We start from the raw sequence: 26,985 nt of genomic DNA on the forward strand, positions 1-26,985 counted from the left end.
GCGGGGCGGGGACGCACCGCGGGAGCGCCCGTGGACACCGCCGGTCGGCTCCCGAGGAGATTTCACGGAAACGCTGAACTGAAGCCGGTTGATGGTTGAAAATTCATTCAAAGCTTCGTCCCACCGGAGCTCCGACCGGGAAGGAACCACAGCACTATGAAGATCCGACCCATGAAACTGGCACTGGGCGCCATGACAGCCGTCGCGGTGAGCGTCGCGCTCCCGGCAGCCCCCGCCTTCGCCACCGACGAGATCGACTGCGGCGCCGACACGGATTCCGTGAGGGTGACGTATCTGGACAACGGCACGGAGCACGCCCGGTGCTGGACCGGCCCCGGCGACGTCCCGCTCGGACAGGACGGCGTCACCTCCTTCTCCTCGGGCGCCCACGAAGTGGTCGTCTTCTGGAGGACGAACCTGGGATGGGACGTCGCAGTACTCCCGCCCCACACGTCCGCCCCCTTCACCGGCGCCGACACCTACCACGTCTACGGTTTCCACGTCAGGTAACCGCTGACGGCGGCCGGCCCGGTCCGTCCGGGCCGGCCGTTCGCGACGCACACGGTGACGAGGGGTGCACGCCGCCGCCCCGGAGGGTGTGTGCTCGCCGGCGCGGGGGTCCTGCGATCCCTCAACGCCGGTACCACGTCTGGTTGGCGGAACCGGTGCACGGCCACAGGATGGCCGGGGTTCCGTCGGTGGTCCGGCCGTCGTAGACGTCCACGCACTTGTCGGCGATCCCGGCCACCAGGTCCTCGGTCCCGTTCAGGTGGAACTGCTGGGCCGGGTTGCCACTGCACCTGGCGACCTGGATCGCCGTGCCGTTCTCCTTGGAGGCCCAGGCCACGTCCATGCACAGGCCCTTGGAGCGGATCGTGCCGTCCGGCCGGAAGTCCCAGCGCTGCTCCGCGGATCCATTGCAGGTCGACAGCACCAACTGGGTGCCGTCGGTGCCCCGCCCGGCGCTCAGGCACTTGCCCGAGTCCTTGCTCACTAGGGCGTCGCCGGCCGCGGTGACGGCGGCCACGGCCGGCCCGCTCTTCCTCCCGGGAGCCTCGGCGGGGGTCGGAGTCCTGCCGGTCGCTTCCCGCACACGCGTTCCCTTCCTCTCCTCGGCCTTGTCTCCGTCGTCTCCGTCGTCTCCGTCGCTCCCCTTGTTCCTGTCGGCCTTGCCCGGGGAAGCGGGCTCGGACGACGGGGAGGGCCGGGGTGACGCAGAAGGGGGTGAGGGCGAGGGGGACTCGGCGGCGTACCGCCCGGGCCGCCGGGGCGCCCGGTCCTCCAGGACCGTCCCGTCCGTGGAATCGGACGCCGCCACCGCGGAGGTCCGGTCCGGGCCGGGCCCCGGCATCAGGAACGGCACGGATACCAGCACCGCCCCGGCGATCGCCGCGGCGGCCAGGATCGGCTTCTTCGGACGTCCGGGCGCCGCATCCGCCTCCCCCGCCGCGCCGTCGTGCGGCGAGTCCGGATCCGGCGCCTCACCGGCCGACTGCTCACCCGACCGGCCGGCCGTGTCCGGGCCCGGCCCGGTGTCCGCCCTTTCCCCGGCTCTCCCGGGTGCCCCCGCGCGGGGCTCGGCGGTGGACTCCGGTTCCGGGTGCGGGACCGGCTCCCGGGCCGGCTCCGGGGGCGGCGCAACGGCTTCGACGTCCGTGTCGCGGTCCGGGGAAGGGCCGGAACCGGCCTCCGGGCCGGTCCGTGCGGGCTCCGGTCTCCGTGCGCCCGCACCGGTGGCGCCGTCGCCTTCGGTCGCCGCCGCACGCGCGGTGGCCGGGGCGAACTCCGTCGTCGGACCGGCGGCCGGTCCGGGCAGTGCGAAGGCATGGCGCACCTTCGGCACGCCGGAGCCCGCGGTGGCGGCCGACGACGTACCGGCCGGTCCCTCGCCGTTGTTCCGAGAGGGCATGGTCCTGTCTCGCATCGGTACTCCGTTCGGTCGTCTCACTGGCCGGATGAGCCCACAGGACCGGCGCAGCGGCCGGGCCAGTCGAAGGCCGCGGCTCCGGAAGGGCGCTGCCTCAGGGCCTCGTCGAGGCGGGCGAGTACGGCGCGGTCCCGGTCGTCCGGTTGCGCGTGGCCGGCGGGAGCGGCGGCCGACCCGGCCGGCAGCTCCCGCAGGAGCAGGAGCGGCGAAGGGCCCCCGGCCCGCACGTCGAGCACCCGGAACGCGGTACCGGGCGCGAAGACCACCTCGTCGTGCCGGGCGGTGGGGCCGGTGCCGTCGGACAACTGCCGTACCCGGCGGCCGGTCACCGACCAGATGGCGTACCGGGCGCTCGCGGGGGACGGGCCCCGGCCGTCGCCCGGCAGCGCACTCACCGGAGCCGGGTCCCGCAGGACGGTGCCGGGGGCCGGGGCCGGGGGCTTTCCGGTGCCGGACGGACCGGCACCGCGCAGCACCGGGCCACGGAAGGACGGCATGCGCCGCAGGGCCGAGGCGACGCAGGCCGCGTAGGGCAGCAGTCGCGGGTCGCCGGCGCGCAGGCACCGGTCGAGTTCCCCGTGGCCGAGCGGGCCGTCCGGCATCCGCAGGTAGAGCAGCAGCGCGACCAGGTCGGCGCGCGTGGCCTCCTGGTCGTGCCCGCGCAGCGCGGGCATACGGGTGAACGCGCGGGTGGCGGCTGCCGCCTGGCGGTCCCACACCGAGCCGGCGAGGGCGCGGAACGCCGTCCGCTCCGCCTGTGTGCTCTGGTGTCCGGGCAGGAGGGGTACCGCGGGCAGCGGCTGTGCCGCCGGGTTCTCGTGCGCCGCCGGCCCCGGGGCCGCGGGCGGCGGCACGGTGGCGGTGTCCGTGTGCAAAGGCGTGCCCACCCCGACGCCTTCGGCCCGCACGGCGCGACCGCGCTGGCCAAGCGGATCGCGCCCTACCGGATGGGCCTGGGCACCGACTCTGCCGAACCACTGGCCACCGACGTCGAACTGACCGCCCTGCTCGGCATCCAGGACCTCCACCGGCACGACCCGCACACCCTGTGGCGACGCGGCACCGGACCCGGCCGGCTGCGCGTGCCCATCGCGGTGGGCGCGGACGGCCGGCCGGTGGAGCTGGACATCAAGGAGTCCGCGCAGGGCGGCACCGGTCCGCACGGCATGCTGATCGGCGCCACCGGCTCCGGCAAGAGCGAGCTGCTGCGCACGCTGGTGCTGGCGCTGGCGCTGACCAACTCCTCCGAGACGCTCAACTTCGTCCTGGTCGACTTCAAGGGCGGCGCGACCTTCCTCGGTCTGGACGAACTGCCGCACGTCTCGGCCGTCATCACCAACCTCGCCGACGAGGCCGCGCTGGTCTCCCGTATGCAGGACGCCCTGCACGGCGAGCTGATCCGCCGCCAGGAACTGCTGCGCGCGGCCGGGAACCACACCTCCGCGCTGGAGTACGAGAAGGCGCGAGCCGCCGGCAGCCCGCTGGCGCCGCTTCCCAGTCTGTTCGTGGTCGTCGACGAGTTCAGCGAACTGCTCGCGGCCCACCGGGAGTTCATGGAGCTGTTCGTGATGATCGGACGGCTCGGCCGAAGCCTGGGCGTGCACCTCCTGCTCGCCTCGCAGCGACTGGACGAGGGACGCATGCACCAGTTGGAGAGCCACCTCTCCTACCGGATCGGCCTGCGCACCTTCTCCGCGATGGAGAGCCGGGGCGTCCTGGGGGTACCGGACGCCTACGAGCTGCCGCCGGCGCCGGGCAGCGGCTTCCTCAAATCCGGCGTCGACGCCCTGACCCGGTTCCGGGCCGCCTACGTCTCCGGGCCGTACCGGCACCGCCGGGGCGGCGCAGGCCAGGCCCGCGCGGCCGGCCAGACCGTGCCGTGGACGGACGGCTACGTCGTACCGCGCGCGGTGCCCGATCCGCCGGACCCCGACCCGGAAGGCGAGGGGGACGACGAGAGCCTGCTCTCGGTCGCCGTCGGCAGGCTGCTGGGGGCGGGGCCGCCCGCGCACCAGGTGTGGCTGCCACCGCTGGACCTGCCTCCCGCCCTCGACCAGGTGCTGCCGCCGCTCACACCCGACCCGGAGCTGGGCCTGACCACGGTGGGCTGGCCCGACCGGGGACGGCTGAGGATTCCCGTCGGAATCGTGGACCGGCCGTTCGACCAGGTACGGGACCTGCTGACCGTCGATCTGTCGGGTGTCGGCGGGCACATCGCGATCGCAGGCGGCCCGCAGAGCGGCAAGAGCACCATGGTGCGGACCGTCCTGGCGGCCCTCGCCCTCACCCACACCCCGCGCGAAGTGCAGTTCTACTGCCTGGACTTCGGCGGCGGCACACTGGCCGGCCTGGACGGCCTGCCGCATATGAGCGGCGTCGCGGCCCGGCTGGACGCCGAGCGGGTGAGCCGCACGATCGCCGAGGTGAACTCGCTGCTGGCGGCCCGGGAGAAGTTCTTCCTGGAGCGGGGCATCGACTCCATGGCCACCTACCGGCGGCGCCGCACCGCCGGGGAGTTCGCCGACCACGAGCACGGCGACGTGTTCCTGGTCATCGACGGCTGGTCCACCGTCCGCCAGGACTACGACCGGCACATCGCCTCCTTCGGCTCGATCGCGGCCCGGGGCCTGAACTACGGCGTGCACCTCATCGTCACCACGGCCCGCTGGGTGGAGCTGCCCTCCGCGGTGCGCGACCAGGCGGGCACCCACCTGGAACTGCGGATGGGCGACCCGATGGACTCCGAGATCGACATCCGGCGGGCCGCGACGGTCCCCCGGGTCCCCGGCCGCGGTCTGACCCGGGAAGGCAAGCTGCACTACCTCACGGCACTGCCCCGCATCGACGGCGGCGAGCGGGCCGACGACCTCGGCGAAGGCGTCGCCGGCCTGGCGGACGCGATCGCCGAGAGCTGGCCGGGACCGGCCGCGCCCCGGGTGCGGATGCTGCCCACCGAACTGCCGGTGTCCGCGCTGCCCGCACCGGAGGGCGACTTCAAGGTCCCCCTGGGCCTGGAGGAGGAGGAACTGGCCACCGTCCGGCACGATTTCGCCGAGAGTCCGCACATGGTCGTCATCGGCGACACGGAGAGCGGCAAGACCAACCTGCTGCGGCTGACCGCCCGAGCGATCATGCGGCGGTACTCCCCCGCCGAGGCCCGGATCATGGTGGTGGACTACCGCCGCGAGCTGGTCGAGGCGATTCCCGACGAGTACCGGCTGGGTCACGCCGTCTCCATCGACGCCCTGCGCGACCTGGTCGACGGAGCGGCACGGGCGGTGAGGACCCGTGTACCGGGCCCCGACATCACCCCGGCACGGATGCGACTGGCGGACCGGTGGAGCGGGCCGCGGCTGTTCATCCTCGTCGACGACTACGACATGGTCGGCTCCGGGCCGATGAACGCTCCCTTCGACCCGCTGCTGGACCAGTTGGCGCTGGGCTGGGAGGTCGGCCTGCACATGGTGGTCGCCCGCGCGGCCACCGGAGCCGGCCGTGCCATGGGAGACCACCTGATACGCAGGCTGCAGGAGGTCAACACCCCGACGCTGCTGCTGTCCTGCCCTCCGTCCGAAGGGTACGTCGTGGGCAACGCCAAGGGCCGTCTGCTGCCCCCGGGGCGTGCCATCCGGATCGCCCGGCGCCGGACGGTACAGGTGCAGACGGCGTTCATCGGTGACGGGGAGGGCTGACCCCCGTCCCGCCGTCAGTCCGCCGGACGCCACCGCCGTGCCCGTCCCCGCGGGATCACCGCGGCCGCCGCGGCCACCAGCAGGACCAGCCCGCCGCCCGCCGACGCGACCAGTACGGCACGGTGCCGCGGGGCCCGCGGGGGCGCGGCGGGCAGGTCGGCGGGGGGCGGCTGTGGCACCGCGCCGACGGCGTCGGCCGGAACGGCGGTGAGGGCGGCGTAGACGTCCAGGCGCGCGGGTGACGCCGGATACGCGGTGGCCGTCAGCCGGCGGGACACTTCGGCCGCGTCCAGGCCGGGATGGCGGGCCCGGACGAGAGCCGCCGCACCGGCCACGTTCGCGGCCGCCAGGGAGGATCCGGAGCCCAGGTAGTGCCCGGTGCCTTCGGGGCCGCTTCCGACCACCGCGTCGCCGGGGGCCGCGAGGTCCGCCGCCGGGGTCGTGGGGGTCCCGGCGGAACGGCCGCCGGGGCCGTAGCCCATCACCGCGAGCACGCCGGGCACGGCGGCCGGCCAGTACCGGAGGGGGGCGGCCCTCTTCTCCTTCCCCGCCTTCCCCTCCTCCCGGGCCTCAGGCAGTGCGTCCGGGGCGAACGGGGCCACCACCAGGGCGTCGCGGCCGGTGGCGTACGCCACCGCCGCGGTCAGCTCCTCCTTACCGGCGGGCAGCGCCCGCGCGACGTAGATCACCTGCGCACCGGCCTCGGCGGCCGTTCTGATCCCGGAGGCGAGCAGAGCCGGAGTGGTCGCGCCGCGCTCGTCGGTGCCCCGCACCGCGAGGATCCGGGCCGCCGGGGCCACGCCCGCGGCGCCCACACCGTCGGTCCGCGCCGCGGCGATCATCCCGGCGGCGAAGCTGCCGTGCCCGACACAGTCGCCGTCCGCGCTCCCGGCCGTCTCCACCCGTCCCGCCAGGGCCGGTATCGAGGTACCGACACCGGTGTCCACCACCGCCACGGTCACCCCGGCACCCTGTGAGTGCTGCCACGCACGGGACAGGCCGAGGGCGCGCGTGGTCCACGGTTCGCTCCTCGCGGTCCGGCCGGACGCTCCGGCGCACGCTTCGCCCTGCGCCAGCTCGGACCTCACGACGGGCAGTTCCACCGGTTCCGGACCGGCCAGGGCCGGCCCGGAACCGGTCAGAAGCAGGAGGACGGCGGCCGGCAGAACGGCCGCGGCCGCACGCGCGGAAGCGGGGTCGCGTCGCATGGCGCGCATCCTATGGTGCCCGCCGGCACGGCCCGGCCGGGCGACCGGCCGGGAACGTCCGGGTGAACTCCTCCGGCTCACGTGGAAGATGGTCGGCCCCCTCGCATAGCCTGCATCCGGCGCGTCCCACCGTCCCGCAGGGCCGACCGTGGCGCCGGAGCGAGGAGGATCTAGCCTGTCACGGCAGTTGCTCACCGTCTGCCCGGAACAGCCGGAGAGTTTCCGGACCATCGGTGAAGCCCTGGCTCAGGCGCGCAGCGGTGCGGTCGTCCGGGTCCGTCCCGGCCGCTACCCGGAGAACCTGACCGTCCGGACCCGGGTGACGATCGTCGCCGAGGGCGAACGCGGCAGCGTCGAGATCTGCCCGCGCCGCGGCAGCGCGATCGTGCTGGTCGCCGACGCGGTCATGCTCACCGACCTCACCTTGCGCGGCGGTTCCGAGGACGTGCCGGTGGTCGACGCGGCACGCGGACAGGTCGCCATGGACGGCTGCACCGTCGTCGGTTCCGGCTGGACCGCTCTGCTCGCCCGGGAGTCCGGCTCCCTGGCCATGCGCGACTGCCGGGTCAGCAACCCGGACGGCGCGGGCGTCGTGGACACCACGGACACCGGCAGCGTCGTCGCCGACTGCGTGATCGAGAATCTGGGGACCACCGCCGTCGTGATCGGCGAGCGCGGCCGCACCACCGTGCGCGACTGCCGCATACGCGACGCACGCGGCAACGGCGTGCTCACCAACGGCGAGGCACGGGGCGCCATCGAGAACTGCGACATATCCGGCACGGAGAAGCCCGCCGTCGCCGTGGAGGGCAGCAGCAGCCCCCGGGTGCGGCACGTCCGGGTGCACGACGCGGCCGTTGGCGTGTACGTGACCAGCGACTCGCGCCCGGTGCTGGAACATGTGACGGTCACCGACACCACCGGACCGGGCTTCGTGGTGGCGTCCGGCGCCGATCCGCAGGTGCTGCGCTGCCGCACCTCGCGTACCAAGGGCAGCGGACTCACCGTCACCGAACGCTCCCGCGGCACCTTCGGAGAGTGTGAGTTCGACGCCGCGGGCGGACCCGCGATCCGTGTGATCGGCTCCAGCGCCCCGGCCCTGACCGACACCGCGGTGCGTGACTGCGCGGACCGGGCGGGTGCCGTGGTGCTGGAGGAGGAGTCGGCAGCCGAGTTCGACCGGCTGGAGATAGCCGACGCCGTCGGCGCCGGCATCCTGATCCGGGGCGGCGGCAGTCCGCTGGTCCGCCGCGCCAGGATCACCGCATCCGGCGGGCACGGCGTCGAGGTCGTGGACGACGGCCGCGGCAGGCTGGAGAACTGCGAGATCGACGGCCCCGGGGCGGCGGGCGTCCACGTGTCCGGTGGCGGCAACCCGCACCTGCGGGACACCACCGTGCGTGGCGCGGCCGACGCCGGCGTCCGGATCGGCGCGGGGGGCCTGGGGACGGTCCGCGACTGCCGGATGCACGCCTCGGGTTCCTCCGGCATCGCCGTGGACAAGGGGGGCGAGCTGTCCGTACTGCGCACCGAGGTGACCGACTCGGGCGCACACGGCGTCATGGCCCTGGACGGCGCCCGCCTGACCCTCACAGCCTGTGTGATCACGGGCAGTCTCGGCGACGGCGTCCGGATCGACAGTGCCGAACAGGTCATCGCGACGGGCTGCGCCGTGCGGGAGAACCGCGGCACCGGCCTGAAGCAGACCCGGGCCGGCGACCGGCTCACCGTGGAGGACCTGACCAGCACCGGCAACGGCGCCCCCGACGCGTGGGGAGCGGCCGTCTCCAGTGCCGCGCGGGCCGGTGAGGCGGAGGGCCGCGGCCGGCCGGCGAAGGCGGCCCCGGCGGGACCACTGGAGGAACTGGAGTCGCTGATCGGCCTGGCCGACGTCAAGCACCAGGTCCGCACCCTGGTCAACCTCAACCAGTTGGCGCAGCGCCGCGTCCGGCTCGGCATGCCCGTGCCGCCGATGAGCCGCCACCTGGTCTTCTCCGGCCCGCCCGGCACCGGCAAGACCACCGTCGCCCGCCTGTACGCCGAGCTGCTGCACTCCCTGGGAGTGCTGCCCAGGGGGCAGCTCGTGGAGGTGGCCCGCGCCGATCTCGTCGGCCGGTACGTCGGCCACACCGCGCAGATCACCAAGGAGGTCTTCGAACGGGCCCTGGGCGGAGTGCTGTTCATCGACGAGGCTTACACCCTCACCCCCGAAGGGGCGCCGTCCGACTTCGGCCGCGAGGCCGTGGAGACACTGTTGAAGCTGATGGAGGACCACCGCGAGGAGGTGGTGGTGATCGCCGCGGGCTACACCGCCGAGATGCACCGGTTCCTGGACTCCAATCCGGGCCTGGCCTCGCGGTTCACCCGCACCGTGGAGTTCGAGGACTACACCACCGAGGAACTGGTCGGGATCATCACGGCACAGGCCGGGGACTCCGGATACGACTGCCCGCCGGAAACGGTCCGGGCGCTGGGCCGGTACGTGGCCGCGATCCCCCGCGACCGCTCCTTCGGCAACGCCCGCACCGGGCGGCGGCTGGTGGAGGCGATGATGACACGGCAGGCCCGGCGGATCGGCACACTGACCGCGCCCGGCCTGGAAGACCTGCGGCTGCTGCCTCCCGAGGACCTGCCGACGGACGACCACGCCGGGGTGCCCCGGTGAGACGGCCGCTCGTGCCGGGTGCTGTCCGACGCGGCGCGGGACGCCGCCGGCCCGCGGCCTGGCCCGTCACGGGCCTCGGTACGCATCCGGCGGCCCGGCCCGCCGCTACGGGCGGCCGGCCGGAGCACGGGTGACGAGGGCGGCGACCGTGCCCAGGGCCAGGGTCAGGGGCGAGTACAGGACCAGATCCCAGAACCGGAACGACGCGGGGCCCTGGCCGATCACGCCGGACAGGACCAGGCCCGCGGCGCCCCTCAGGAGCAGCACGGCGGCGGCGATGCCGGTCACGGCGTTCAGGACCCGGTGCGAAAGGAAACCGCGCACGAACCCGGCTCCGGCCAGGACGAGCCACGCCGCCACCGCGAGCAGGCAGGCGACGGCCAGGGTCATCCACGGGGGTGGACTCGATGACGGGTCGGTCTGGCCGACGACGGTTTCGAGGAATCGTTCCCGGCTGGTCAGCGGCCAGGGCGACCTCAGCCAGACGAGGTGGAGGGACGAGAGGGCAGCGAGCACGAGGGCAGCCGCGGCGGCAGCGATGCGGTACGGGTTCCGGGGCATGGACGGTGCTCCTGTGGTGGATGGCTCGACGGTGACCTGAAGTGCTGGAGACCCCGTCTGCGCGCGAGGTCTCCGATGGCTCCGGCGGCGCGGGGCGCGTCGGCGGCCGCCCCGGCTCACGGCTTGCGGAGCAGGGCCAGCGCGGGTTCCACCAGTGCGCGGTACTGGTTCTGCGCGGCGAACGGCGGCAGTCGGCGGAGTGCCGTGTCACGCAGCGCACGCGCCGGGCGGCTCTGCCAGTGCGAGATCTTCCCGATGCGCCGCGAGGCGAGCTGCATGCGGCGGACACGGCGGTGGCGCAGGGTTCGGTAGCGCTCGAGAGCACCGTCCGTGCCGGGGGCCAGACAGAGGGCGAGGGCGTAGGCGTCCTCGATGGCCATGGCGGCTCCCTGCCCCTGGTTCGGTGTGATGGCGTGGGCGGCGTCGCCGAGGAGCAGGATCCTGCCGCTTCCCCAGACGGGTGTGTCGAGTTCCTCGAGGTCGTGGTGGAGGGGCGGGGCCTCGGTCAGGATGTCCAGAAGCCGGGCCGGCTCGCCGCGGTGGTGGGCGAAGGCGCGGCGGAAGCCGTCGGGCCAGCCGGGCTCCGGGGCACGCCGGGGCGCGGTGGTGACGAGGTAGTAGTACAGCTTCCGGCCGGGCAGGGGAACCGCGCCGATGCGTGTGCCGGGACCCCACGACTCCAGGGCGTTCGTGAACCCGGCGTTGTCGGTGATCCCCCGCCAGCAGGTGGTGCCGCTGTAGCGCAGCGGGAGCGGTCCGGTGAGCTGTTCCCTGACGGTCGAGCGCAGGCCGTCGGCGCCGACCACGGCGTCGTAGGAGTGCACCGCGCCGTCCCCGGTGAAACCGACCTCGACCGCTCGGCCGGTGTCCCGTACGGAGGCGACGGCCCGCCCGGCGAGGAAGCGCACCTCGCCCGGCAGATGGTCGTGAAGGACTGCGTGGAGTGATGAGCGGGCGAGGGACCGGGAGGGCTCGCCGTGACCGGCCGGGCGCTGGGGCCGGATGCGCTGGAGCACGGCCCCGTCGGCGTCGACGAGGTCGAAGGAGGGCAGCGGGTGGCCGTGCTCGGACAGGTCCACATCCAGTGCGGCGAGGATGTGCAGCGCGTTGGAAGCCAGGACGATGCCGGCGCCGGTCGTGGAGTGGTGGGGGCTTCTTTCGGCGACGGTGACGTGATGGCCCGCACGGTGGAGGGCGCGGGCTGCGGTCAGTCCGCCTATGCCGCCGCCCGCCACGAGGATGTCGAGCGCCTTCATGTCCGCTCCTGCCGGTGCTGCGCGGTGAGGATCCGGGTGAGGGACGCTTCCAGCAGCCGCAGTTGGGCGGCGCGGTCCATCTCCCCGCGCAGCCCGGCGACGAGGATGCCGAAGTAGAGGGAGAAGAAGGCCGTGAACAGCAGATCCGGGTCCGGGAGGGCGACCTCGCGTGCCGAGGCGGCCTCTTCCAGCTCACGTGTCACCCAGCGGCGGAACTCGGCCATCCGCCGGTCCGCGGGGCCCTGGGGGTTGGTGTGGAAGAGCGAGGCGGACAGGTACTGCCGGGCGAGGTCGGGTTCGCGGTCGTAGCTGGCATAGAGCTCCCCCGCCACGTGGACCAGCCGGCCGACGAGGTCGCCGGCCGGGGGCAGGGTGCTCATCGCGGCCTCCAGCGCCCGGCCGATGTGCTCGTCGAGGAGGGTCTCGACCAAGGTGTTCAGATCGGGGAAGTGCACGAAGAACGTCCCGGCCGCGACGTTGGCCTCCGCGGCCACGTCCCGTGTCGTCAGTCCTGCGAACCCGCGCCGCCGCAGCACTCGGCGTGCCGCTGCGAGCAGCGTCTGACGGGTCTGTTGTTTGCGTTGCGCGCGTACGCCGCCGGAGGGCGGGCGCGCGGAGTCGTCACCCATGCCAGTGAGCATACTCAGTGAGCGTGCTCATTGAAAATTCGAGTGCCCGGCCAGGCCCGACCCGGCCCGCAGCCGTGCCGATGCGTCCGAGGCGGCCGTCCGGCCGCAGCCCAGTCAGACGGCTGCCCAAAGCCGCCTCCAATGCCCCGAACGCCTCGCCCGGCGCGTCCGGTGAGGACTACGGCACATCCGGCACCGCAACGATCTCATCGACGGCTGCCCGGACGAGACCGGCCCGGCCGTCAGACCTGTCTGACGCCACACGGCACCACGAGTCCAACCTCAGCGGGGAAAGGCTGTGCGGTACACCTGATGTCTCAGCCATTCATAAAAGATTTCCGGCCATCACTCCAAGCATTCATTGCCTGCATCGGCACGAGTTCCCTATAGAAGAGAACCGCCCGCACGCAAAGGAAGACAGCCGACCACTTGCCTCTGTTTTGCAACCATGGACACAGACCTGTCCGCTTTTGGCAACACGTCGCGATGCCTGACCACCTGTCGCAAGGTCGGCTCGCCGCAGCGTCGAACAGGCAAGTTCCCAGCTCCGACACCGGATGCTTGCCATCGTCCTGCAACACCGATGCCACATCCGGTCCCGAACACATCTCGAGCCGCAGAAACCGCTGGATGAACGGCAACCGGTCGCAGAGAGAGTGCCCCGTGACCAATACGGCGGTCGTCGGCACCGGGCCCGGCGGGCCGGCCTCCCGGGCGCCGGCCCACGGCCCGCGCACCCCGCCCGACCTGTCACCGAAGAAGTTCACGAACAAGGAGACGATCTCATGCGCACTCGCACCGCCGCCACGGCCACCGCGACCGCCGCGGTCGCCCTGCTGGCCGCCACGGCCGTCCCCGCGAACGCCGCGGCCCCCGCTGCGGTCGGGTGGTCGGTCCAGCACGGCACTGCCGCCGCCACGGGGGAGCGCTGGACCGAGCCGAGCGGCGGCTGGCCCTCAAGCACCCTGGTGATCGAGGGGGAGCTCACCAACACCGGCGCCGGGTGCTACTCGGTATGGACGCGCTTCGTGTACGACCTCGCACCGGGCCCCGTCCGCAAGCACGCCGAGATCTGCGGCCCCGGAAGCGTCGAGGTCGACGTACGGCAGTCCTACTGGATCACGACCACGGGCAGCATCACCGTGTGCCGGGGCACCGAGGACACCTCGGACTGCGGTACGTGGCGGAGCGTCACCACATGGCCCGCCAACCGGCGCTGACCGCCGCCCGCAAGTCCGTCGCGCGGCGGGCCCGTGGGCGGCGTCCCCGGGCGGACGACTCCGTCACCCGCACCCTCACAGAAGCCGGTCGGGGGCAACGGCACGGGACTACCGGTGGCTGGAGGAGTATTTCCCCGGAATGGGCGAGGCGTACTGCCTCACCGCGATCCGCGGGCCCGCCGCCTCGGCGGTGCCGGCCCGGCCGGGGGCGGTGCGGGTCTGCGCGGTCAGGTGCGTGGACGCCCTGTACGGGCCCGTGTACGCGGCCTGGAACGCTCTTTGCGGTGAGCGGCTGTTCGCGGGCGTGACCGCGGTGGATGGGAGCAGGGCACTGCCGTTGTCGGTGCCGGGCGACACCATCCGGCCATGAGTGACGAGTCTTTCGACTGGCACGGGTTTCTGGGCCGGTGGTGGCAGGAATGGGTTCCGCACCCGGACGCCGACGAGGAAGAGGGGGGGTGAGCACAACCCTGGCAGGCCCGGGGCGGACAAAACCGGTACCCGTCGTTTCGCGCATACATGGAGGCCATGTAGCGCGGCTTCCACGCCGACCGCGTGGGGAGGCCCGACTTCGTGAACGCGACCGAGGGGACGGGAACCGCGCCGTACCCGACACCCCAGACGACCAGCAGGGCCACGACGCCGAGTTCCCAGCGCCCCACAGGACCGGCAGCAGCAGGGCGGCGACCCGGCGGGCCGGTTCCGTCAGGGAGGCGTGTGACGGCGGTGTTTTGCCGAGGCCATGGGTTCTGTCCTGTGAAGTGCCTGTCGTCGCGCGCTCAGTTCAGCAGGCTCCGGGCGGCGGACGCAGCGGTACGCCGGAAGCCGCGGCCCGTCCGGGGCCTCCGGGGCCTCCGGGGCCTCCGGGGCCTCCGGGAAACGCTCCCCGGACCCCCGCCCACGCGGTCGTACTCGCGTACTACTTCGGCAGGAAAGCATTGACCTGGAAAGACGCGAGGGCAACGGTACGGATCATGCCGATTTCCGTGGCCCTACCTCTCGCGTCGGGGATCCCAGGCCTCGACGCCCCGGCGGCACGTGGGATTCTCGGCGTCGACACCGGCATGGGCACGGCCACGACCCTGCGCCGGCGCTTCGGCCGCACGGTGGGGGTTCCGCCCGAGTCCTACCGGTGCGGGTTCCGCGCCCGGGGAGAGGGCGGAGGAGTCAGGCCGGCGGCCTGGAGACCGGGCCGGGGCACCGGGCCGGGGCACCGCGGGCGTCGACCAGATCGGACCGGCCGGATCACGGCCGGCACCACGCCCGAGTCCGTCGTCGATGAGGAGCACACCCTGTGAACACCGCGGACCCCTCCACCCCGGCCGTCCTGCCGGAGGCCTTCTACCGCGATCTGGGACACGGCCGCTATGCGAGCGGCCCGGCCACCGCGGGGCCCTGGAGCCCCGAGTGGCAGCACGGCGGGCCGCCCTCGGCCCTGCTGGGAAGGGCGATGGAGCGGCACGAGCCGCGGCCGGGCTTCCGGATCGCCCGGGTGACGGTGGAACTGCCGCGGCCGGTGCCCGTCGCCGACCTCCACGTCAGCGTCCGGACCGTGCGCTCGGGCCGTCATGTGGAGTTGCTGGAAGGAGAGATCGACTCGGGCGGGGAGACGGTGATGCTGGCCCGTGCGTGGCGGATGGCCGCCAGCCCGCCGGACACGCCGTCCCTGCGCTCGGCGCCCCCCGCGCCGCCCCTGCCCGGGGCCCAGCCGGGGCACACCATGGCCGGCGCGCACCTGGCGGGCTACATCGCCGCCATGGAGTGGCGCTTCGAGCCGGGCACGGGATTCGACACCCCGGGGCCCGGCACGGCCTGGGCGCGTCAGCTCATCCCGCTGCTGGCCGGGGGCGAGGACACTCCGCTCACCCGTGCGCTGACCGTGGCGGACAGCAGTTGGGCGGTCGCCTTCGAGCTGGACCACCATCACCGGCTCGTCATCAACACCGATGTCACGCTCGCCCTGCACCGCGACCCGGTGGGCGAGTGGCTGTGCCTGCGGTCGGCCACGGACGCCAGCCCGCGCGGGTCCGGGCTGGCCGTGGGACGCCTGGACGACACGGCCGGCGACTGCGGTCGTGTGGTGCAGACGCTGCTGGTCGGTCGGCGCCGGTGAACACCGGTCACGTGGCGGCCGGTGACGCGTTCACCGCTGACCGGCCCCTCCACGACGACAGCGTCCGCGAACGGCTCGCCGACGCCTGCCCGGTCCCGATCCCGCATGCGTTCCCGGAGCAGCTGAACGATCCCTGAAGGTTCCGTGGCCGTATCCCGCACCGCGCCGCCGGCGGTGACTCGGGGAGACAGCCCGTTCGCGGCGGTCAGCCGCCCCTGGCGGACAGCCGCGGGGCCCGGCAGCCTCCTTGGGTGTCCAGAACACCATCTGCCCCGGCATGACGAGCCCATCAGGCTGGAGCCCACCGGGTGCTCCACGAAGGCAAGAGCGGCTCACCGCGGACGTCGGACACTGCGTCCGCGGTGAGCCGAGAACCGGAGCACGGGCCCGGCCGTGGGGCCCACCCGCCCCACCGGCTCCACCCGCCCCGCCGACTCCTCCCGGCACGGCGAGCCGCCGGCGAACGGACGCCGACCGGCTACGCCGAGGTCCCGGACGGCCGGCCGGGGGTGCAGGTCACGTCCGCCGGAGTGCCGGCCGCCCCTTCGCCCTGGAAACCGAAGGTGGTGCTTCCGTTGCTGCCGAGGGTGCCGTTGTAGCCGGCGTTGCGGACGGTGACGTTCTGCCCGTCGACGGTGAGGTCTCCGTTCCACAGGTGGCTGATGGACTGGCCGCCGGGCAGCATCCAGGTGACGGTCCAGCCGTCGATCGGCGCGGTGTGGTCGTTCCCGACGGTGATCTCGGCGGTGAAGCCGCCCTGCCACTGGCTGGTGACGCGGTAGGTGGCGGTGCAGTTGCCGCCGGGGGCGGGGCTGCCGCCGCCGAGCGCGGCGGCGATGGCGTGGTATGCGGGCTTCTTGGCGAAGTCCTCGTCCCACGGCAGAGCGGCGCCCTCGCCGGGGAAGACGGAAGGAACCCAGGAGTACTTGTCGGTGTAGTCCCAGACGGTGATGCCGACGCACCGGGAGACCGCCAGGCACGCCTCGACCACGGCGCCGTAGTCGGTGGCCTGCTGTGCGTCCTTGGCGGCGGTACGCGGCAGGGTCATGCGGATGTCGAGTTCGGTGACGGCGACATCGACGCCCAGGTCGGCGAAGCGCTGGATGTTCCGCTGAAGGCTCGCCGGGACCTGGCCGGCGATCAGGTGGGCCTGCATTCCGACGCCGTCGATGGGGACGCCCTGGGCCTTGAAGGACTTCACCATCTCGTAGACGGCGTCGCTCTTGGGGCCGATGCCTTCGATGTTGTAGTCGTTGTAGTAGAGCTTGACGTCCGGATCGGCGGCGCGGGCGGCCTTGAAGGCCTCGGCGATGTAGCTGTCGCCGATCTTCTGCTGGAAGACCGACTGCCGGCGGCTGCCGTCCTCCTCGAACGCCTCGTTGACCACGTCCCAGTGGACCAGCCGGTCTTCGAAGTGGTCGACTTCGTGGGTGATGTGGTCGCGCATGACCCCGAGAAGTTCGTCGGCGGGCACGTCCTCGACCCAGCCCGGCAGCTGGTTGTGCCACACCAGGGTGTGTCCGCGCACCGACTGGCCGTTGGACTCGGCCAGGCCGACTATCTCCTCGGCGGCGGTGTAGTCGAACCGGCCCCGGGACGGCTCGGTGTACTGCCACTTCATGGTGTTGCCGACGGTGATCTGGCCGAACTCGCTGCCCAGGATCTGCGTGTACTGGGTGTCGGACAGTTCGGGGTTGTCCGTGGCGGAGCCGAAGTAACGGCCCTCGGCCTCGGCCAGTTCGCCCAGGGTGGCGGTGTCGGCGTGGGCCGGATGAGCGGGCGCGATCGCGGTCAAGCCGGCCGACAGGGCGACCAACGCTGTGGTGAGGAGGCCGGCCGTGCGGCGGCCTCGGGTCGGGCGGTGGCGGAGCATGGGGGTGTCCTCCGATTCGAAAAACGTCCGGGGCTCGGTGTGTTGCCGTGTCGGCGGGCCGGCGAGCCGATCCGGCCCTGACCCGATTCCTCTCCGCAGGCGGGAGGCACCGCCTGCCGGTGTCGGGGCACAGACCGGCTCCAATCCGGCTCCTCCCGCGGCGCCCGGGCCGCCTCGGGCGCGTTGCACAGGTCGCGAAGAAGCCGGATGGAGCAGGCGCGGCGGGCAGGACACCGGCCCGCCGCACGGGCGCGGGCGACCGCGGCGGAGCCTGCCTGCCCCGCTCCGCCTTCCGCGGCGCCCTGCGGGGGCAGGGCGCTCCTTACGGCCGGGAGTCGCCGAGTACCTTCCTCAAGGCGTACGAGGTGCCTCCCGGGCCGGGGGGCGCGGAGTTCGGTGATCAGTAGCCGTAGATCATCTTGTAGGCGACCTCGGGGAGGAACTGGCCGGCCGAGGAGCCGGCTCCGACGCCGCAGTTGCCGTCGGACTCGCCCGGAACCTTGATCCACAGCAGCATCTCGGCGCCGCCGCCCTGCTGGGTGGGGGTGCCGATGCGGCGGCCCGAGGGGTTGCACCACTGGCCGTTGGAGCCGTTGCCGTTGCGGCTGGTGTCCACGACGAACGGCTTGGTGTAGCCGTAGCGGGACCTCAGTTCGCTGTTGACCGCGTTGCCGTAGGCGGTGTTCTCGGCCGTGGTGAAGTAGTTGGAGACGTTGAGCGAGAAGCCGCGGGCCTGCCGGAGGCCGGCTTCGTGCAGACGCTGGGCCATGGTCGCCGGGGATGCCCAGCCCGGGTTGCCGGCGTCCATGTAGACCCAGGTGTTGGGGGCCTGGCGGCTGAACTCGGTGAGGGCCCCGGTGAGCATGCGCTCGCGCTCGTCGATCTGGGCCTGCGTCATGCAGCCGTAGTCCCCCAGCGAGTCCGGCTCCAGGATCACGACGGCCGGGCGGTTGCCGATTCCGCCGGCGAACTGCGCGATCCAGCTCGCGTAGGCGGACGGCGAGGAGGCTCCGCCCGAGGAGTGCCCGCCGCAGTAGTCGCGGTTGTAGATGTTGTAGGCGACGAGCAGGGGCAGTTTGTCGGCGCGGTCCGCCGCCCCCGCGTACGCGCCCGTGGCGGTGCCGATGGTGCCGCTCCACGAGCCGAACCAGCGGGCCGTCGGGGTGTTGGCGATGGAGGCGTTGATCGCGGACGCCCGGCCGTCGCCGGGGTTGGCGGCGACCCACCGCTTGGCGCTGGAGTCGGGGTCCACGTAGAACCCGTTGGTCATGGTGGTCGGGTCGGCGGCGTGGGCGGACGGTGCGACGGCGAGTGCCAGCGGCAGGGCGAGGAGCGCTGCGGTGAGGGCGCGGATGCTACGGCGCATGACGGTACCTCGGTTTCCTGGTGGGGGGTGCGTCGCGCGCCCGCGCTCCGGGCGTGCGACGCGCTGAAGGAAGTGCGGTGGTACGCCTCTCCGCCGGCGACGGGCTCTCCGGCGGGGAGAACACGCGCGAGGACTCGGCGGAGACCTCTGGGAGCGCTCCCACTGGAAGCGCTCCCAGACTCCGGAGCCTTCGTCGTGACAGGTATCGTGTGGTTGGGTCCATTGGACTGTCAAGTACTCGGGGGATCAACGTCGACGGCACGGCGGAGGCGTACGGTTTTTCTGGAAGCGCTTCCAGTCCTCGCGGCCGGGCCCGCCCCTTCTCTGTCCTCCTCGTCCACCGGGCGGGTGGCAGGCAGGCGGGCGGGGGTGAGACGCTTCCCGTCCGGTCGGCAGGGAGAGGCTCGGGGGTCATGGCAGAGGATGTGGCGCGTCGGCGATCGACGCTCGACGAGGTGGCCGAACTCGCGGGCGTGTCCCGTTCCGTGGCCTCCCGCGCCCTCAACAACGCCCCGCATGTCAGCCGCGCCAAACGCGAGGCGGTCGAGCGGGCCGTCCGGCGACTCGGTTACGTGCCCAACACGACCGCCCGGGCACTGGCCACCCGCCGGACGGGGGTGGCCGCCCTGGTCGTCTCGGGAGAGGATCCGTCGATCTTCGCGGATCCGTTCTTCGCCCAGGTGATCGTGGGGGCGTCAGGCGCGCTGGAGGAGGCCGACCTGCATCTGATGCTGTGTCTGGCCGCTTCCGACCGGGGCCGCAGGCGGGTGGAGGACCTCCTTCGCTCCAGGGGCGCCGACGGCGTGATGCTGATGGCCCTGCGCGAGAACGATCCACTGATCCGTATGGCCGAGGAGACGGCGATGCCCGTCGTCTTCGGAGGGCGGCCGGTCGGCCCGGCTCCCCGGTGGTACGTGGACGCCGACAACGTCGGCGGGGCCCGTGAGGCGACCGAGTATCTGGTCTCGCGCGGCCGGACGCGCGTTGCCGCGATCTGCGGGCGGCTGGACACCGGGGTCGGACGCGCCCGGTACCGCGGCTACCGGGACGCCATGCTGGCGGCCGGCCTCTCCCCTCTCCCGCCGCAGGAGGGGGACTTCACCGAACCCAGCGGCGCCGCCGCCATGGCCGCGCTGCTGGTGAACCATCCCGAGGTGGACGGGGTGTTCGCCGCCAACGACAACATGGGGGTGGGAGCGCTGCGCACACTGCGCGAGGCCGGACGGACGGTACCCGACGACATCGCCGTGGTGGGTTTCGACGACCTGGCCGTCGCCCGGGTCGCCGACCCGCCGCTCACCACCGTCCAGCAGCCCGTACAGGCCCTCGGGCGGAAGATGGCGCACATGCTCGTCGCCCTCGTCAACGGACAGGACCCCACTCCCCTGATCCTGCCCACCCGGCTGATCGTCCGCGCCAGCGCCTGACGGTTGCTCAAGGTGTTCGGCTCCGCCCCGGCTCCACGGCGAGCAGGCGCAAGGCGGCGCCCGCCCCGGGACCTCCGGCGCAGGGCCGTACACGCGTACCCACCACACCACCGGACGCCGCCGCCGTGTGTCAGGAGACGGTGATCTCCCGCTTGAGGATCTTCCCGGTCGGCCCTTTGGGCAGGGACGCGGCGATCCGGACGACACGCGGGTACTTGTAGCTCGCCACCTGCTCGCGAACGAAGTCACGCAGTTGTCCGGGGGTCGTCTCGGCACCCGGTTTGAGGACGACGGTGGCGGCGACCTCCTCTCCGTGGGTGGGGTGCGCAATTCCCACCACCGCGGCTTCCATGACGGCCGGATGCCGGTACAGGACGTCTTCGACCTCCCGGGGGTAGACGTTGAAGCCGCCCCTGATGATGACGTCCTTGAGCCGGTCCACGATGCGGAAGTCGCCGGTGGTGTCCCGGATGCCGAGGTCCCCGGTGTGCAGCCAGCCGTCCTTGACCGTCTCGGCGGTGGCCTCCGGGCGGCGCCAGTAGCCCTTCATGACGTTGTGTCCGCGCATCACTATCTCGCCGACCTCTCCGACGGGCACCTCCTTGCCCTCCTCGTCCACGACCCGCATCTCGACACCGTCGACGGGAATACCCACGGTGCCGGCGACGCGTTTCCGGTCGATGCGGTTGATGCAGGCCAACGGAGAGGACTCGGACAGTCCGTAACCTTCGAGGACCGCGCATCCGAAGAGGTCCTCGAAGCCGCGCAGCACCTCGACCGGCAGTGGGGAGCCGCCGCAGACGCAGACGCGCAGCGAGGACACGTCGTGGCGGCCGTGGTCCGCCGCGCCGAGCACAAGGGTGTACATCGTCGGCACGCCGAGGAAGACGGTGACCTTGTCGCGCTCGATCAGCGAGAGGGCGCGGGCTGCTTCGAAGCGCGGCAGCAGGGTGAGGCACGCGCCCACCGCCACCGCGCAGTTGAGCCCCATCACCTGCCCGAAGGAGTGGAAGAGCGGCAGGCCGCCGAACGTCACGTCCTCGGGGCCCAGCCGCAGCACGTCCACCGCCGCGGCGACGTTGTGCAGGATGTTGGCGCCGGTGAGTTCGGCCCCCTTGGGCTTGCCGGTGGTGCCCGAGGTGTAGAGGACGACGGCCGTGTCGGAGGCCGATCTCTCGCCTGTGAAGTCCCCGGGCCGGTGTTGTCGCAGGGTCTCGGCGAACGCGGCCGGCTCCACCGCGATGTGCCGGGTGCCCACCGAACGGGCTCCCTTCGCCGCCTCGTCGGCGCCTTCGTGCCAGGTGAGCAGCAGGGCGGCACCGGCGTCCGCCAGACAGTGCGCCACCTCCCGGGACTTGAGCATGGGGTTCATGGGCACGACGACTGCGCCCGCGCGCAGGATGCCGTAGTAGAGGGCTGCGAAGAGCGGGACGTTGGGAAAGGACAGGGCCACTCGGTCGCCCGCGGTGACATTCCGGGAGCGCAGGTACGCGGCGGTGCGGGAGCTGAGGTCGTCGAGTTCGGCGAAGGTCAGTTCCTGGCCGTCGAGCCGGACGGCTGCCCGGCTCGCGTGTCGCAGGGCCGTGCGGGACAGGAGTTCGGACGGGCTCCGCAGCTCCTCCGGTGTGATGGCCATGACAGTTCTCCTCGGGATCATCGGACGGAGTACAGGAGGGAGGCGGCACAGATCCTGTTGTCCCGCGCGTCGCAGATGTCGACCCGCACCTCGGCATTCCGCTTGCTGTGGCGGAGCATGGTCGCCCGTGCCGTGAGAACACCTGGGGCCGGTGCGTCCAGGCAGCTCAGACTCACGGTGCGCAGCCGCACCGAACAGTCCGCTCCGGAACGGTGTTTGATCAGCAGGTAACCGGCCAGGTCGGCCATGCGGAACTGGGCCGGGCCGGACACGGTGCCCTCGGCCGGACCCCGCTCCAGGGACTTTGATCGGGCCTCCATGACAAGTCGGTCCTCGGTCACCGCTGCGACCACGTGGTCGGAGGCGAGCCAGGGGAACTCCTTGCCGATCAGCGCGTTGATGTCATCGGTGTTCTCGGCGGCGGTGTCCGCGGCGGTCATGGTGTCCTCTCCATGCGGTCGGGGGGCGGGGGGCATACGGCGATCGCGGTGACCAGCAGCCCATCGCGGGACAGCCAGTGTCCGCTCAGCCGGCGCGGCAGGGGGATCCCGGTGGGAGCCGCCGGGATCGTGGCGTGGAAAGTGCCCCGGGACCCCTCACCGGGCGGATCGAACCTCACCTCGGCGTCCTCGAAGCCCAGCCAGCGGCCGACCAGCGGGGACCACACCTTGTAGACGGACTCCTTGGCGCTGAACAGCAGGCGGTCCCAGGACACGTCCGGGCGGCACCGCCGGTGTTCCACCAGACGTCGCCGTTCCTCGCCGGACGCCACTGCCTCCAGCGCCCGGGCGGACAGGGGCGCGTCGGGCTCGGCGTCCACGCCCAGGGCCACCGCGTCCCGGTCACGGGCCACCGCCGCCGCCCGGTAGCCGTCGCAGTGGGTGATGCTCCCCACCACCCCCTCCGGCCAGACGGGCGCGCCCCGCGGACCGCGCGGCAGCGGGGAGGCGGGGAGCCCCAGGGCGCCCAGCGCCCGCCGGGCGCACAGCCGGGCGGTGCCGAACTCCCGTCGGCGCCCGGCACGGGCCCGGGCGACGACGTCCGCCTCCTCCGGGAAGAGGACCACGGCCTCCTCCCCGCGCACTTCGGCGCATCCCGCCCACGGCGGCAGCAGCCCGGACAGCATCGGCGAGCCCGTGCCCGTACCCGCGCCCGGCACGATGGTGCGGCGCGCCGGCCCCGGACTCGCAGGCGGTTCTACCGGCATGCGGTGTCGGCGGCGTCGGCGCCGGTCACCTGGAAGGCCCATGCGGCGATCCTCTCGACCAGTCCGGTGTGGTGGCGGATCCAGCGGAAATGGCCCAGTGGCTTTCCGGACGCGCCGGCGCGGGTGAGGCTCCAGCGCACGACATCCGCGTGCGGCGTCTTGGCGCAGAGGTGGTCGACCGCACGGGGCGGCGCCAGATCGTCTCCCTCGACGTCCACCGCCAGCACCGGCATCCGTACGGTGCGCAGCATCCGCTCGTAGTCGGCGCAGCCGCCCCGGACCCTGTAGCGGCCGGTGCGCACCTGCCGGGCCCAGTCGCGGATCAGCCGCGCGGACTCCCGGCCGGCGAAGCCCAGCCGCTCGCCCGGCCAGTGGCCGAGCACCATCGCGCCCACCGCGCACAGCTGGCCGAGCAGCAGCCGCCGTACGCCCTCGAGCGGGCCGAAGCACCGGTACCAGGCCGATCCCGACGCCACCAGCACCACCCCGGCGACCGGCGGCTGGAACACGCCGCAGTGCACCAGCCCCAGTTGACCGCCCAGGCTGTGTCCCAGCAGGAGCCTGGGGGCCTCGGGGAAGGCCGCCTGGACCTCCCGCAGCACCGCCCCGATGTCCTGCTCGACGATCTCCCGGTAGCCGAAGCGGACGCCGCGCCGCGGCCGGGGCAGGCTCTCCCCGTGGCCGCGCAGGTCCGTGGTGACTACGGTCAGCCCCTGTGCGTGCAGGGCGCGCGCCAGCGGGGTGTAGTTGCGTGCGGACATGCCCATGGCCGGCAGCAGCACCACCACCGGGGCCTGCGGCTCCTGCCGGGACAGGGCGCGGACCGTCAGTCGGGCACCGTCCGGGGTGGTGATCCGGGCGAGCAGGGGGATGCGGGGCGGTCGCGCCGCTCCTGCGGGTGTCACAACTCTCCCAGTCGCCAGCCCACCACTCCGGCGCCCCAGGTGATGCCGGCCCCGAAGGCGGCCACGCCCAGCAGCCCCGACCCGCTCAGCAGCCCCTCCTCCCAGGCCTGGGCCAAAGCGATCGGAATGGACGCCGACGAAGTGTTGGCCACGCGGTCCACGTTGAGGAAGACCCGCTCGGCGGGCACACCGAGCTCCTTCGCGACGGCACGCACGATGCGGGCATTGGCCTGGTGGGCGACGAACAGGTCGATCTCCTCCGGCGCCAGCTCCTGCCGACCGAGCACCCGCCGGGTCGCGGCGCTCATCTTCTCCACCGCGTGTACGAAGATCTCCGGACCGTCCATGCGCAGCACCCGGTCGTGGCGGTCGGCGTAGAGAAGCGGGATCCGCTCGCCGTCGGAGCCCAGTGAGAAGCAGGGCGCGGGAGCCCGCGCCACGTCGGCGAGCAGAACGGCGCCCGCTCCGTCGCCCAGCAGGACGGCGGTCGAGCGGTCGGTGCGGTCGGTGATGCGGGTGAGCGCCTCGGCTCCGCAGACCAGGACGGCTTTGGCCCGCCCGGACTCGATCAGCGCGCTCGCGTGGTCCAGTGCGTAGACGAAGCCGGCACAGGCGGCGTGAAGGTCGAACGCGGCCGCCCGCGGCATGCCGAGCCGGGTGGCTACCTCGACGGCCAGTCCCGGGGTGACCCGGTCCGGGGTGGTCGTCGCCACCACGATGTGGTGTACGTCGGCGGCGGCGCGTCCGGCGGTGCGCAGGGCCTGCCGGGACGCGGCCACCGCAAGGTCGGCCAGATGGCCGTCCTCCGCCAGGAAGCGGCGCTCCGCGATGCCGGTGCGCTTGCGGATCCACTCGTCGGAGGTGTCGAGACGGGAGGTGAAGTAACTGTTGGGAACGGTCTTTTCGGGAAGCGCGGCGCCGATGCCGACGATAGCCGCTGTCATCGTGTGGTCTCCTTGGTCGCCGGGTGCGGAGCTGCCGGGCGCCGCCCGCCGCCCCCGGCGGCTTCACCGCCCGCGGGAACGGCGCCCCAGCCCATGTGGACCGCGTGCATCCCGCCGTCGGCGTGCACGATCTCGCCGGTGACGGTGGAGGCGAGGTCCGAGAGCAGGAAGAGGATCGGTCCGGTGAGTCGCTCCGTGTCGGTGCGGTCCCAGCCCAGCGGTGCCTCGGCCTCCCAGCGGTCCGCGATCCGGTCGAAGGTGCCGATACCACGCCCCGCCACGGTCTCCACAGGGCCGGCCGCGACGAGGTTGACGCGGATCCCCGCGGGCCCGAGGTACAGGGCGAGGTAGCGGCAGACAGCCCCCAGAGCGGCCTTGCCGACGCCCATCCAGTCGTATCCGGGCCAGGCCGCCGAGGAGTCGAAGTCGAGCCCCACCACACTGCCCCGGCGCCCGTCGGCGCTCAGCAGCGGGGTGAGCGCGGTGGTCAGGGAGTGCAGGGAGTAGGCCGCGGTGCGGAAGGCGAACGCCGCGTCCTCGGGCCCGGTGGTCAGGAAGTTGCCGCTGATGGCGTCCTCGGGCGCGGAGGCGATGGCGTGCAGCACCCCGTCCACCGCGCCCCAGCGCTTGTCCAGTTCCTCCGCCAGCCGGGTGAAGTCCCCGGGGCGGGTGACGTCCAGCTCCAGCACCTCGGGCGGGGTGGGAAGGCCGGCCGCTGCCGCCTCGGTGATGCGGCGGGAGCGGCCGAAGCCGGTCAGCAGCACCTCCGCCCCCGCCTGCTGGAGCCGGCGGGCGGTGTGCCAGGCGATGGAGTCCTCGTTGAGGACTCCGGTGACCAGATAGCGCTGTCCGTGGAACGACAACATCACCCACGGCCTTTCGTAGTGATGGAGGGGGCGGAGGCCAGCACGAGGGCCGCGTTGTGGCCGCCGAACCCGAACGAGGTGGAGAGCCCGATCAGCGGTCGGCCCGGTACCGGCGCGGCCAGTCGCCGTGCGGTGCGGATCAGGTCCAAGGGACCGAGCCGCTCGTCCGGGCGACGCAGCCCCACGGTCGGCGGCGCGGTCGCGTGGCGCAGGGCCTGGAGGGTGGCGATCGCCTCCACCGCCCCGGCGGCGCCGAGCAGATGGCCCAGGCCGGCCTTGCTGGAGGACATCGGGATGGCGGGCAGGGCGTCGCCGAGCGCCAGCCGCAGCGCGTCGCACTCCAGCCGGTCGTTGAGGACGGTGCCGGTCCCGTGCGCGTTGATGTAGCCGATGTCACCCGGGGCCACCTCCGCTTCCGCCAGCGCACGGGTGACGGCGGCCGCCGCGCTGCGCCCGCTGGGCTCCGGGGCGGTCACGTGGTGGGCGTCCGAGGAGGCCCCGTAGCCGAGTACGCTGCCGAGCACGGCGGCGCCACGCCGGGCGGCCCCGGCCGCGGTCTCCAGCACCAGGATCCCCGCCCCCTCGCCGAGGAGGAATCCGTCCCGGTCCCGGTCGAAGGGCACGGACGCGCCGGTGGGCGACAGCGCGCCGGCGGCTCGGAAGGCGGCGCTGATCAACGGTGAGGTGGACGCCTCGGTCCCGCCCGCCACGACCGCGTCCGCCGCGCCGGCGGCCAGCAGCCGCAGCCCGGTGCCGATGGCCTGCGCACCGCTGGCGCAGGCCGAGGCGACGCACAGCGACTCGCCGTGGAGGGCGTAGCGCATCGACAGGTGCGAGGCCGCGGCGTTGGCCATCGCCATCGGCACCGTCAGCGGTGAGACGTACTCCTCCCCCTGCCGGTCGAGGACGCCCTGCTGGATCCCGAGGGTCGTGGTGCCGCCCAGGCCGCAGCCGATCACACAGGCCACCCGGTCGGACGGATACGGCGGGGCTGCCGTCCGCCAGCCGGCCTGGGCCAGTGCCTCCGCGGCCGCGACGAGCGCGAGTTGGCTGAAGCGGTCGGTGCGGCGGGTCTCGTGACGGGACAGATGCTCCCGGGCCGTGAAGTCGCCGCACCGCCCCACGCCGTCGGTCAGACCGCTCTGTCCGGCCACCGCGCGGTCGTGGAGCAGACCGGCACCGACACCGAGCGGAGTAACCGCCCCGAAGCCGGTGATCACTCCAACGGTCACTCGCAGCCGGCCTTCTCGCAGCAGACCTTGAGCACCTGCCCGACGGTCTCGACCTCGTCGAAGTCCTTGGGCTTGACGGGTATGTCCAGGTCCCGCCTGATGGACTGGCTCAGCTCCACCATGTCGAGGGAGTCGATCTCCAGATCGTCGAGCGAGGCATCGACGACGATGTCGGACCGGTCGACCCCGAGGTCCACCAGTGCGTCCGCGACGAAGGTTTCGATGGCCTTGCGGTCGAGCGTGAGAGACATGCTTCTC

20 protein-coding genes and 4 pseudogenes are annotated in these 26,985 nt (G+C 73.1%); 8 read left to right on the top strand and 16 right to left on the bottom strand.

Annotated features, from left to right (window positions below; genetic code table 11):
- The first annotated feature begins 156 nt into the window (after positions 1–156).
- On the top strand, positions 157–510 hold the full coding sequence (locus BM237_RS21300; protein WP_093851335.1) for a hypothetical protein: 354 nt from the start codon (positions 157–159) through the stop codon (positions 508–510).
- 121 nt (positions 511–631) lie between these two features.
- Here BM237_RS21300 and BM237_RS21305 read toward each other — a convergent pair whose 3' ends face one another.
- Complete coding sequence (locus tag BM237_RS21305; RefSeq protein WP_093851336.1) at positions 632–1,924, bottom strand: RICIN domain-containing protein; 1,293 nt, start codon at positions 1,922–1,924, stop codon at positions 632–634.
- 20 nt (positions 1,925–1,944) lie between these two features.
- Positions 1,945–2,802, bottom strand: a complete 858-nt coding sequence (locus BM237_RS21310; RefSeq protein WP_139238146.1) for a hypothetical protein — start codon at positions 2,800–2,802, stop codon at positions 1,945–1,947.
- On the opposite strand from BM237_RS21310, the pseudogene eccCb reads away from it, so the two are divergent.
- A pseudogene (gene eccCb / locus BM237_RS21315) lies at positions 2,803–5,619 on the top strand (type VII secretion protein EccCb); the annotation flags it as partial.
- 14 nt (positions 5,620–5,633) lie between these two features.
- Here eccCb and BM237_RS21320 read toward each other — a convergent pair.
- Positions 5,634–6,827: a S8 family serine peptidase gene (locus BM237_RS21320; RefSeq protein WP_093851338.1), complete on the bottom strand. Its 1,194-nt coding sequence runs from the start codon at positions 6,825–6,827 to the stop codon at positions 5,634–5,636.
- A gap of 175 nt (positions 6,828–7,002) precedes the next feature.
- On the opposite strand from BM237_RS21320, the pseudogene BM237_RS21325 reads away from it, so the two are divergent.
- A pseudogene (locus BM237_RS21325) lies at positions 7,003–9,477 on the top strand (right-handed parallel beta-helix repeat-containing protein); the annotation flags it as partial.
- Between the two features lie 120 nt (positions 9,478–9,597).
- On the opposite strand, the gene BM237_RS21330 reads toward BM237_RS21325, so the two are convergent.
- The 3 genes from BM237_RS21330 to BM237_RS21340 form a co-directional block, all read right to left on the bottom strand.
- Positions 9,598–10,053 (bottom strand): DUF3995 domain-containing protein, encoded by a 456-nt coding sequence (locus BM237_RS21330; protein ID WP_093851339.1) that lies wholly within the window; start codon positions 10,051–10,053, stop codon positions 9,598–9,600.
- Between the two features lie 116 nt (positions 10,054–10,169).
- Complete coding sequence (locus BM237_RS21335) at positions 10,170–11,309, bottom strand: FAD-dependent monooxygenase (protein ID WP_093851340.1); 1,140 nt, start codon at positions 11,307–11,309, stop codon at positions 10,170–10,172.
- Positions 11,306–11,938 carry a TetR/AcrR family transcriptional regulator gene (locus BM237_RS21340; protein WP_175541090.1) on the bottom strand — a complete coding sequence of 211 codons (633 nt, stop codon included), beginning with the start codon at positions 11,936–11,938 and terminating at the stop codon, positions 11,306–11,308. Before BM237_RS21340 ends, BM237_RS21335 begins: the two co-directional genes overlap by 4 nt.
- Before the next feature lie 785 nt (positions 11,939–12,723).
- Here BM237_RS21340 and BM237_RS21345 point away from each other — a divergent pair.
- The 4 genes and pseudogenes from BM237_RS21345 (at position 12,724) to BM237_RS21360 (ending at position 15,271) form a co-directional block, all read left to right on the top strand.
- Positions 12,724–13,158, top strand: coding sequence for a hypothetical protein (locus BM237_RS21345; protein WP_093851342.1), 435 nt, complete (start codon positions 12,724–12,726; stop codon positions 13,156–13,158).
- Between the two features lie 106 nt (positions 13,159–13,264).
- Positions 13,265–13,528: pseudogene (locus BM237_RS29395) on the top strand (DUF6461 domain-containing protein); the annotation flags it as partial.
- A 688-nt stretch (positions 13,529–14,216) separates the two neighbouring features.
- A pseudogene (locus tag BM237_RS30570) lies at positions 14,217–14,348 on the top strand (AraC family transcriptional regulator); the annotation flags it as partial.
- A 104-nt stretch (positions 14,349–14,452) separates the two neighbouring features.
- Entirely contained in the window at positions 14,453–15,271 is an 819-nt protein-coding gene (locus BM237_RS21360; protein WP_093851345.1) for a thioesterase family protein, read from the top strand.
- 478 nt (positions 15,272–15,749) lie between these two features.
- On the opposite strand, the gene BM237_RS21365 is transcribed toward BM237_RS21360, so the two are convergent.
- On the bottom strand, positions 15,750–17,144 hold the full coding sequence (locus BM237_RS21365) for a glycoside hydrolase family 10 protein (protein ID WP_093851346.1): 1,395 nt from the start codon (positions 17,142–17,144) through the stop codon (positions 15,750–15,752).
- Between the two features lie 400 nt (positions 17,145–17,544).
- Entirely contained in the window at positions 17,545–18,510 is a 966-nt protein-coding gene (locus BM237_RS21370) for a glycoside hydrolase family 6 protein (RefSeq protein ID WP_093851347.1), read from the bottom strand.
- 413 nt (positions 18,511–18,923) lie between these two features.
- Between BM237_RS21370 and BM237_RS21375 the strand changes: the two genes are divergently transcribed.
- Positions 18,924–19,937: a LacI family DNA-binding transcriptional regulator gene (locus BM237_RS21375; protein WP_175541091.1), complete on the top strand. Its 1,014-nt coding sequence runs from the start codon at positions 18,924–18,926 to the stop codon at positions 19,935–19,937.
- A 130-nt stretch (positions 19,938–20,067) separates the two neighbouring features.
- Here the strand turns inward: BM237_RS21375 and BM237_RS21380 are convergent, their stop codons facing one another.
- The 8 genes from BM237_RS21380 to BM237_RS21415 form a co-directional block, all read right to left on the bottom strand.
- Complete coding sequence (locus BM237_RS21380; protein ID WP_093851349.1) at positions 20,068–21,573, bottom strand: long-chain-fatty-acid--CoA ligase; 1,506 nt, start codon at positions 21,571–21,573, stop codon at positions 20,068–20,070.
- Between the two features lie 17 nt (positions 21,574–21,590).
- A complete protein-coding gene (locus BM237_RS21385; protein ID WP_093851350.1) occupies positions 21,591–22,013 on the bottom strand; it encodes a PaaI family thioesterase in 423 nt (140 codons plus the stop codon).
- Positions 22,010–22,699 carry a 4'-phosphopantetheinyl transferase family protein gene (locus BM237_RS21390; protein ID WP_093851351.1) on the bottom strand — a complete coding sequence of 230 codons (690 nt, stop codon included), beginning with the start codon at positions 22,697–22,699 and terminating at the stop codon, positions 22,010–22,012. The genes BM237_RS21385 and BM237_RS21390 overlap by 4 nt, the downstream gene beginning before the upstream one ends.
- Positions 22,700–22,770: 71 nt before the next feature.
- On the bottom strand, positions 22,771–23,685 hold the full coding sequence (locus tag BM237_RS21395) for an alpha/beta hydrolase family protein (RefSeq protein WP_093851352.1): 915 nt from the start codon (positions 23,683–23,685) through the stop codon (positions 22,771–22,773).
- Positions 23,682–24,629 (bottom strand): beta-ketoacyl-ACP synthase 3, encoded by a 948-nt coding sequence (locus BM237_RS21400; RefSeq protein ID WP_093851353.1) that lies wholly within the window; start codon positions 24,627–24,629, stop codon positions 23,682–23,684. The genes BM237_RS21395 and BM237_RS21400 overlap by 4 nt, the downstream gene beginning before the upstream one ends.
- Entirely contained in the window at positions 24,626–25,495 is an 870-nt protein-coding gene (fabI, locus tag BM237_RS21405; protein WP_175541092.1) for an enoyl-ACP reductase FabI, read from the bottom strand. The genes BM237_RS21400 and fabI overlap by 4 nt, the downstream gene beginning before the upstream one ends.
- Positions 25,495–26,727 carry a beta-ketoacyl-[acyl-carrier-protein] synthase family protein gene (locus BM237_RS21410; protein ID WP_093851355.1) on the bottom strand — a complete coding sequence of 411 codons (1,233 nt, stop codon included), beginning with the start codon at positions 26,725–26,727 and terminating at the stop codon, positions 25,495–25,497. The genes fabI and BM237_RS21410 overlap by 1 nt, the downstream gene beginning before the upstream one ends.
- Complete coding sequence (locus BM237_RS21415) at positions 26,724–26,978, bottom strand: acyl carrier protein (RefSeq protein WP_093851356.1); 255 nt, start codon at positions 26,976–26,978, stop codon at positions 26,724–26,726. The genes BM237_RS21410 and BM237_RS21415 overlap by 4 nt, the downstream gene beginning before the upstream one ends.
- Positions 26,979–26,985 lie beyond the last annotated feature (7 nt).

The sequence above is a fragment of the Streptomyces mangrovi genome, from assembly GCF_900114215.1.
GTDB lineage: Bacteria > Actinomycetota > Actinomycetes > Streptomycetales > Streptomycetaceae > Streptomyces > Streptomyces barkulensis.

Coding starts and splice junctions, on each gene's coding strand:
- BM237_RS21300 (WP_093851335.1), top strand. CDS start 157: ATGAAGATCCGACCCATGAAACTGGCACTGGGCGCCATGACAGCCGTC.
- BM237_RS21305 (WP_093851336.1), bottom strand. CDS start 1,924: ATGCGAGACAGGACCATGCCCTCTCGGAACAACGGCGAGGGACCGGCC.
- BM237_RS21320 (WP_093851338.1), bottom strand. CDS start 6,827: ATGCGACGCGACCCCGCTTCCGCGCGTGCGGCCGCGGCCGTTCTGCCG.
- BM237_RS21330 (WP_093851339.1), bottom strand. CDS start 10,053: ATGCCCCGGAACCCGTACCGCATCGCTGCCGCCGCGGCTGCCCTCGTG.
- BM237_RS21335 (WP_093851340.1), bottom strand. CDS start 11,309: ATGAAGGCGCTCGACATCCTCGTGGCGGGCGGCGGCATAGGCGGACTG.
- BM237_RS21340 (WP_175541090.1), bottom strand. CDS start 11,938: ATGGGTGACGACTCCGCGCGCCCGCCCTCCGGCGGCGTACGCGCGCAA.
- BM237_RS21345 (WP_093851342.1), top strand. CDS start 12,724: ATGCGCACTCGCACCGCCGCCACGGCCACCGCGACCGCCGCGGTCGCC.
- BM237_RS21365 (WP_093851346.1), bottom strand. CDS start 17,144: ATGCTCCGCCACCGCCCGACCCGAGGCCGCCGCACGGCCGGCCTCCTC.
- BM237_RS21370 (WP_093851347.1), bottom strand. CDS start 18,510: ATGCGCCGTAGCATCCGCGCCCTCACCGCAGCGCTCCTCGCCCTGCCG.
- BM237_RS21375 (WP_175541091.1), top strand. CDS start 18,924: ATGGCAGAGGATGTGGCGCGTCGGCGATCGACGCTCGACGAGGTGGCC.
- BM237_RS21380 (WP_093851349.1), bottom strand. CDS start 21,573: ATGGCCATCACACCGGAGGAGCTGCGGAGCCCGTCCGAACTCCTGTCC.
- BM237_RS21385 (WP_093851350.1), bottom strand. CDS start 22,013: ATGACCGCCGCGGACACCGCCGCCGAGAACACCGATGACATCAACGCG.
- BM237_RS21390 (WP_093851351.1), bottom strand. CDS start 22,699: ATGCTGTCCGGGCTGCTGCCGCCGTGGGCGGGATGCGCCGAAGTGCGC.
- BM237_RS21400 (WP_093851353.1), bottom strand. CDS start 24,629: ATGACAGCGGCTATCGTCGGCATCGGCGCCGCGCTTCCCGAAAAGACC.
- fabI (WP_175541092.1), bottom strand. CDS start 25,495: ATGTTGTCGTTCCACGGACAGCGCTATCTGGTCACCGGAGTCCTCAAC.
- BM237_RS21415 (WP_093851356.1), bottom strand. CDS start 26,978: ATGTCTCTCACGCTCGACCGCAAGGCCATCGAAACCTTCGTCGCGGAC.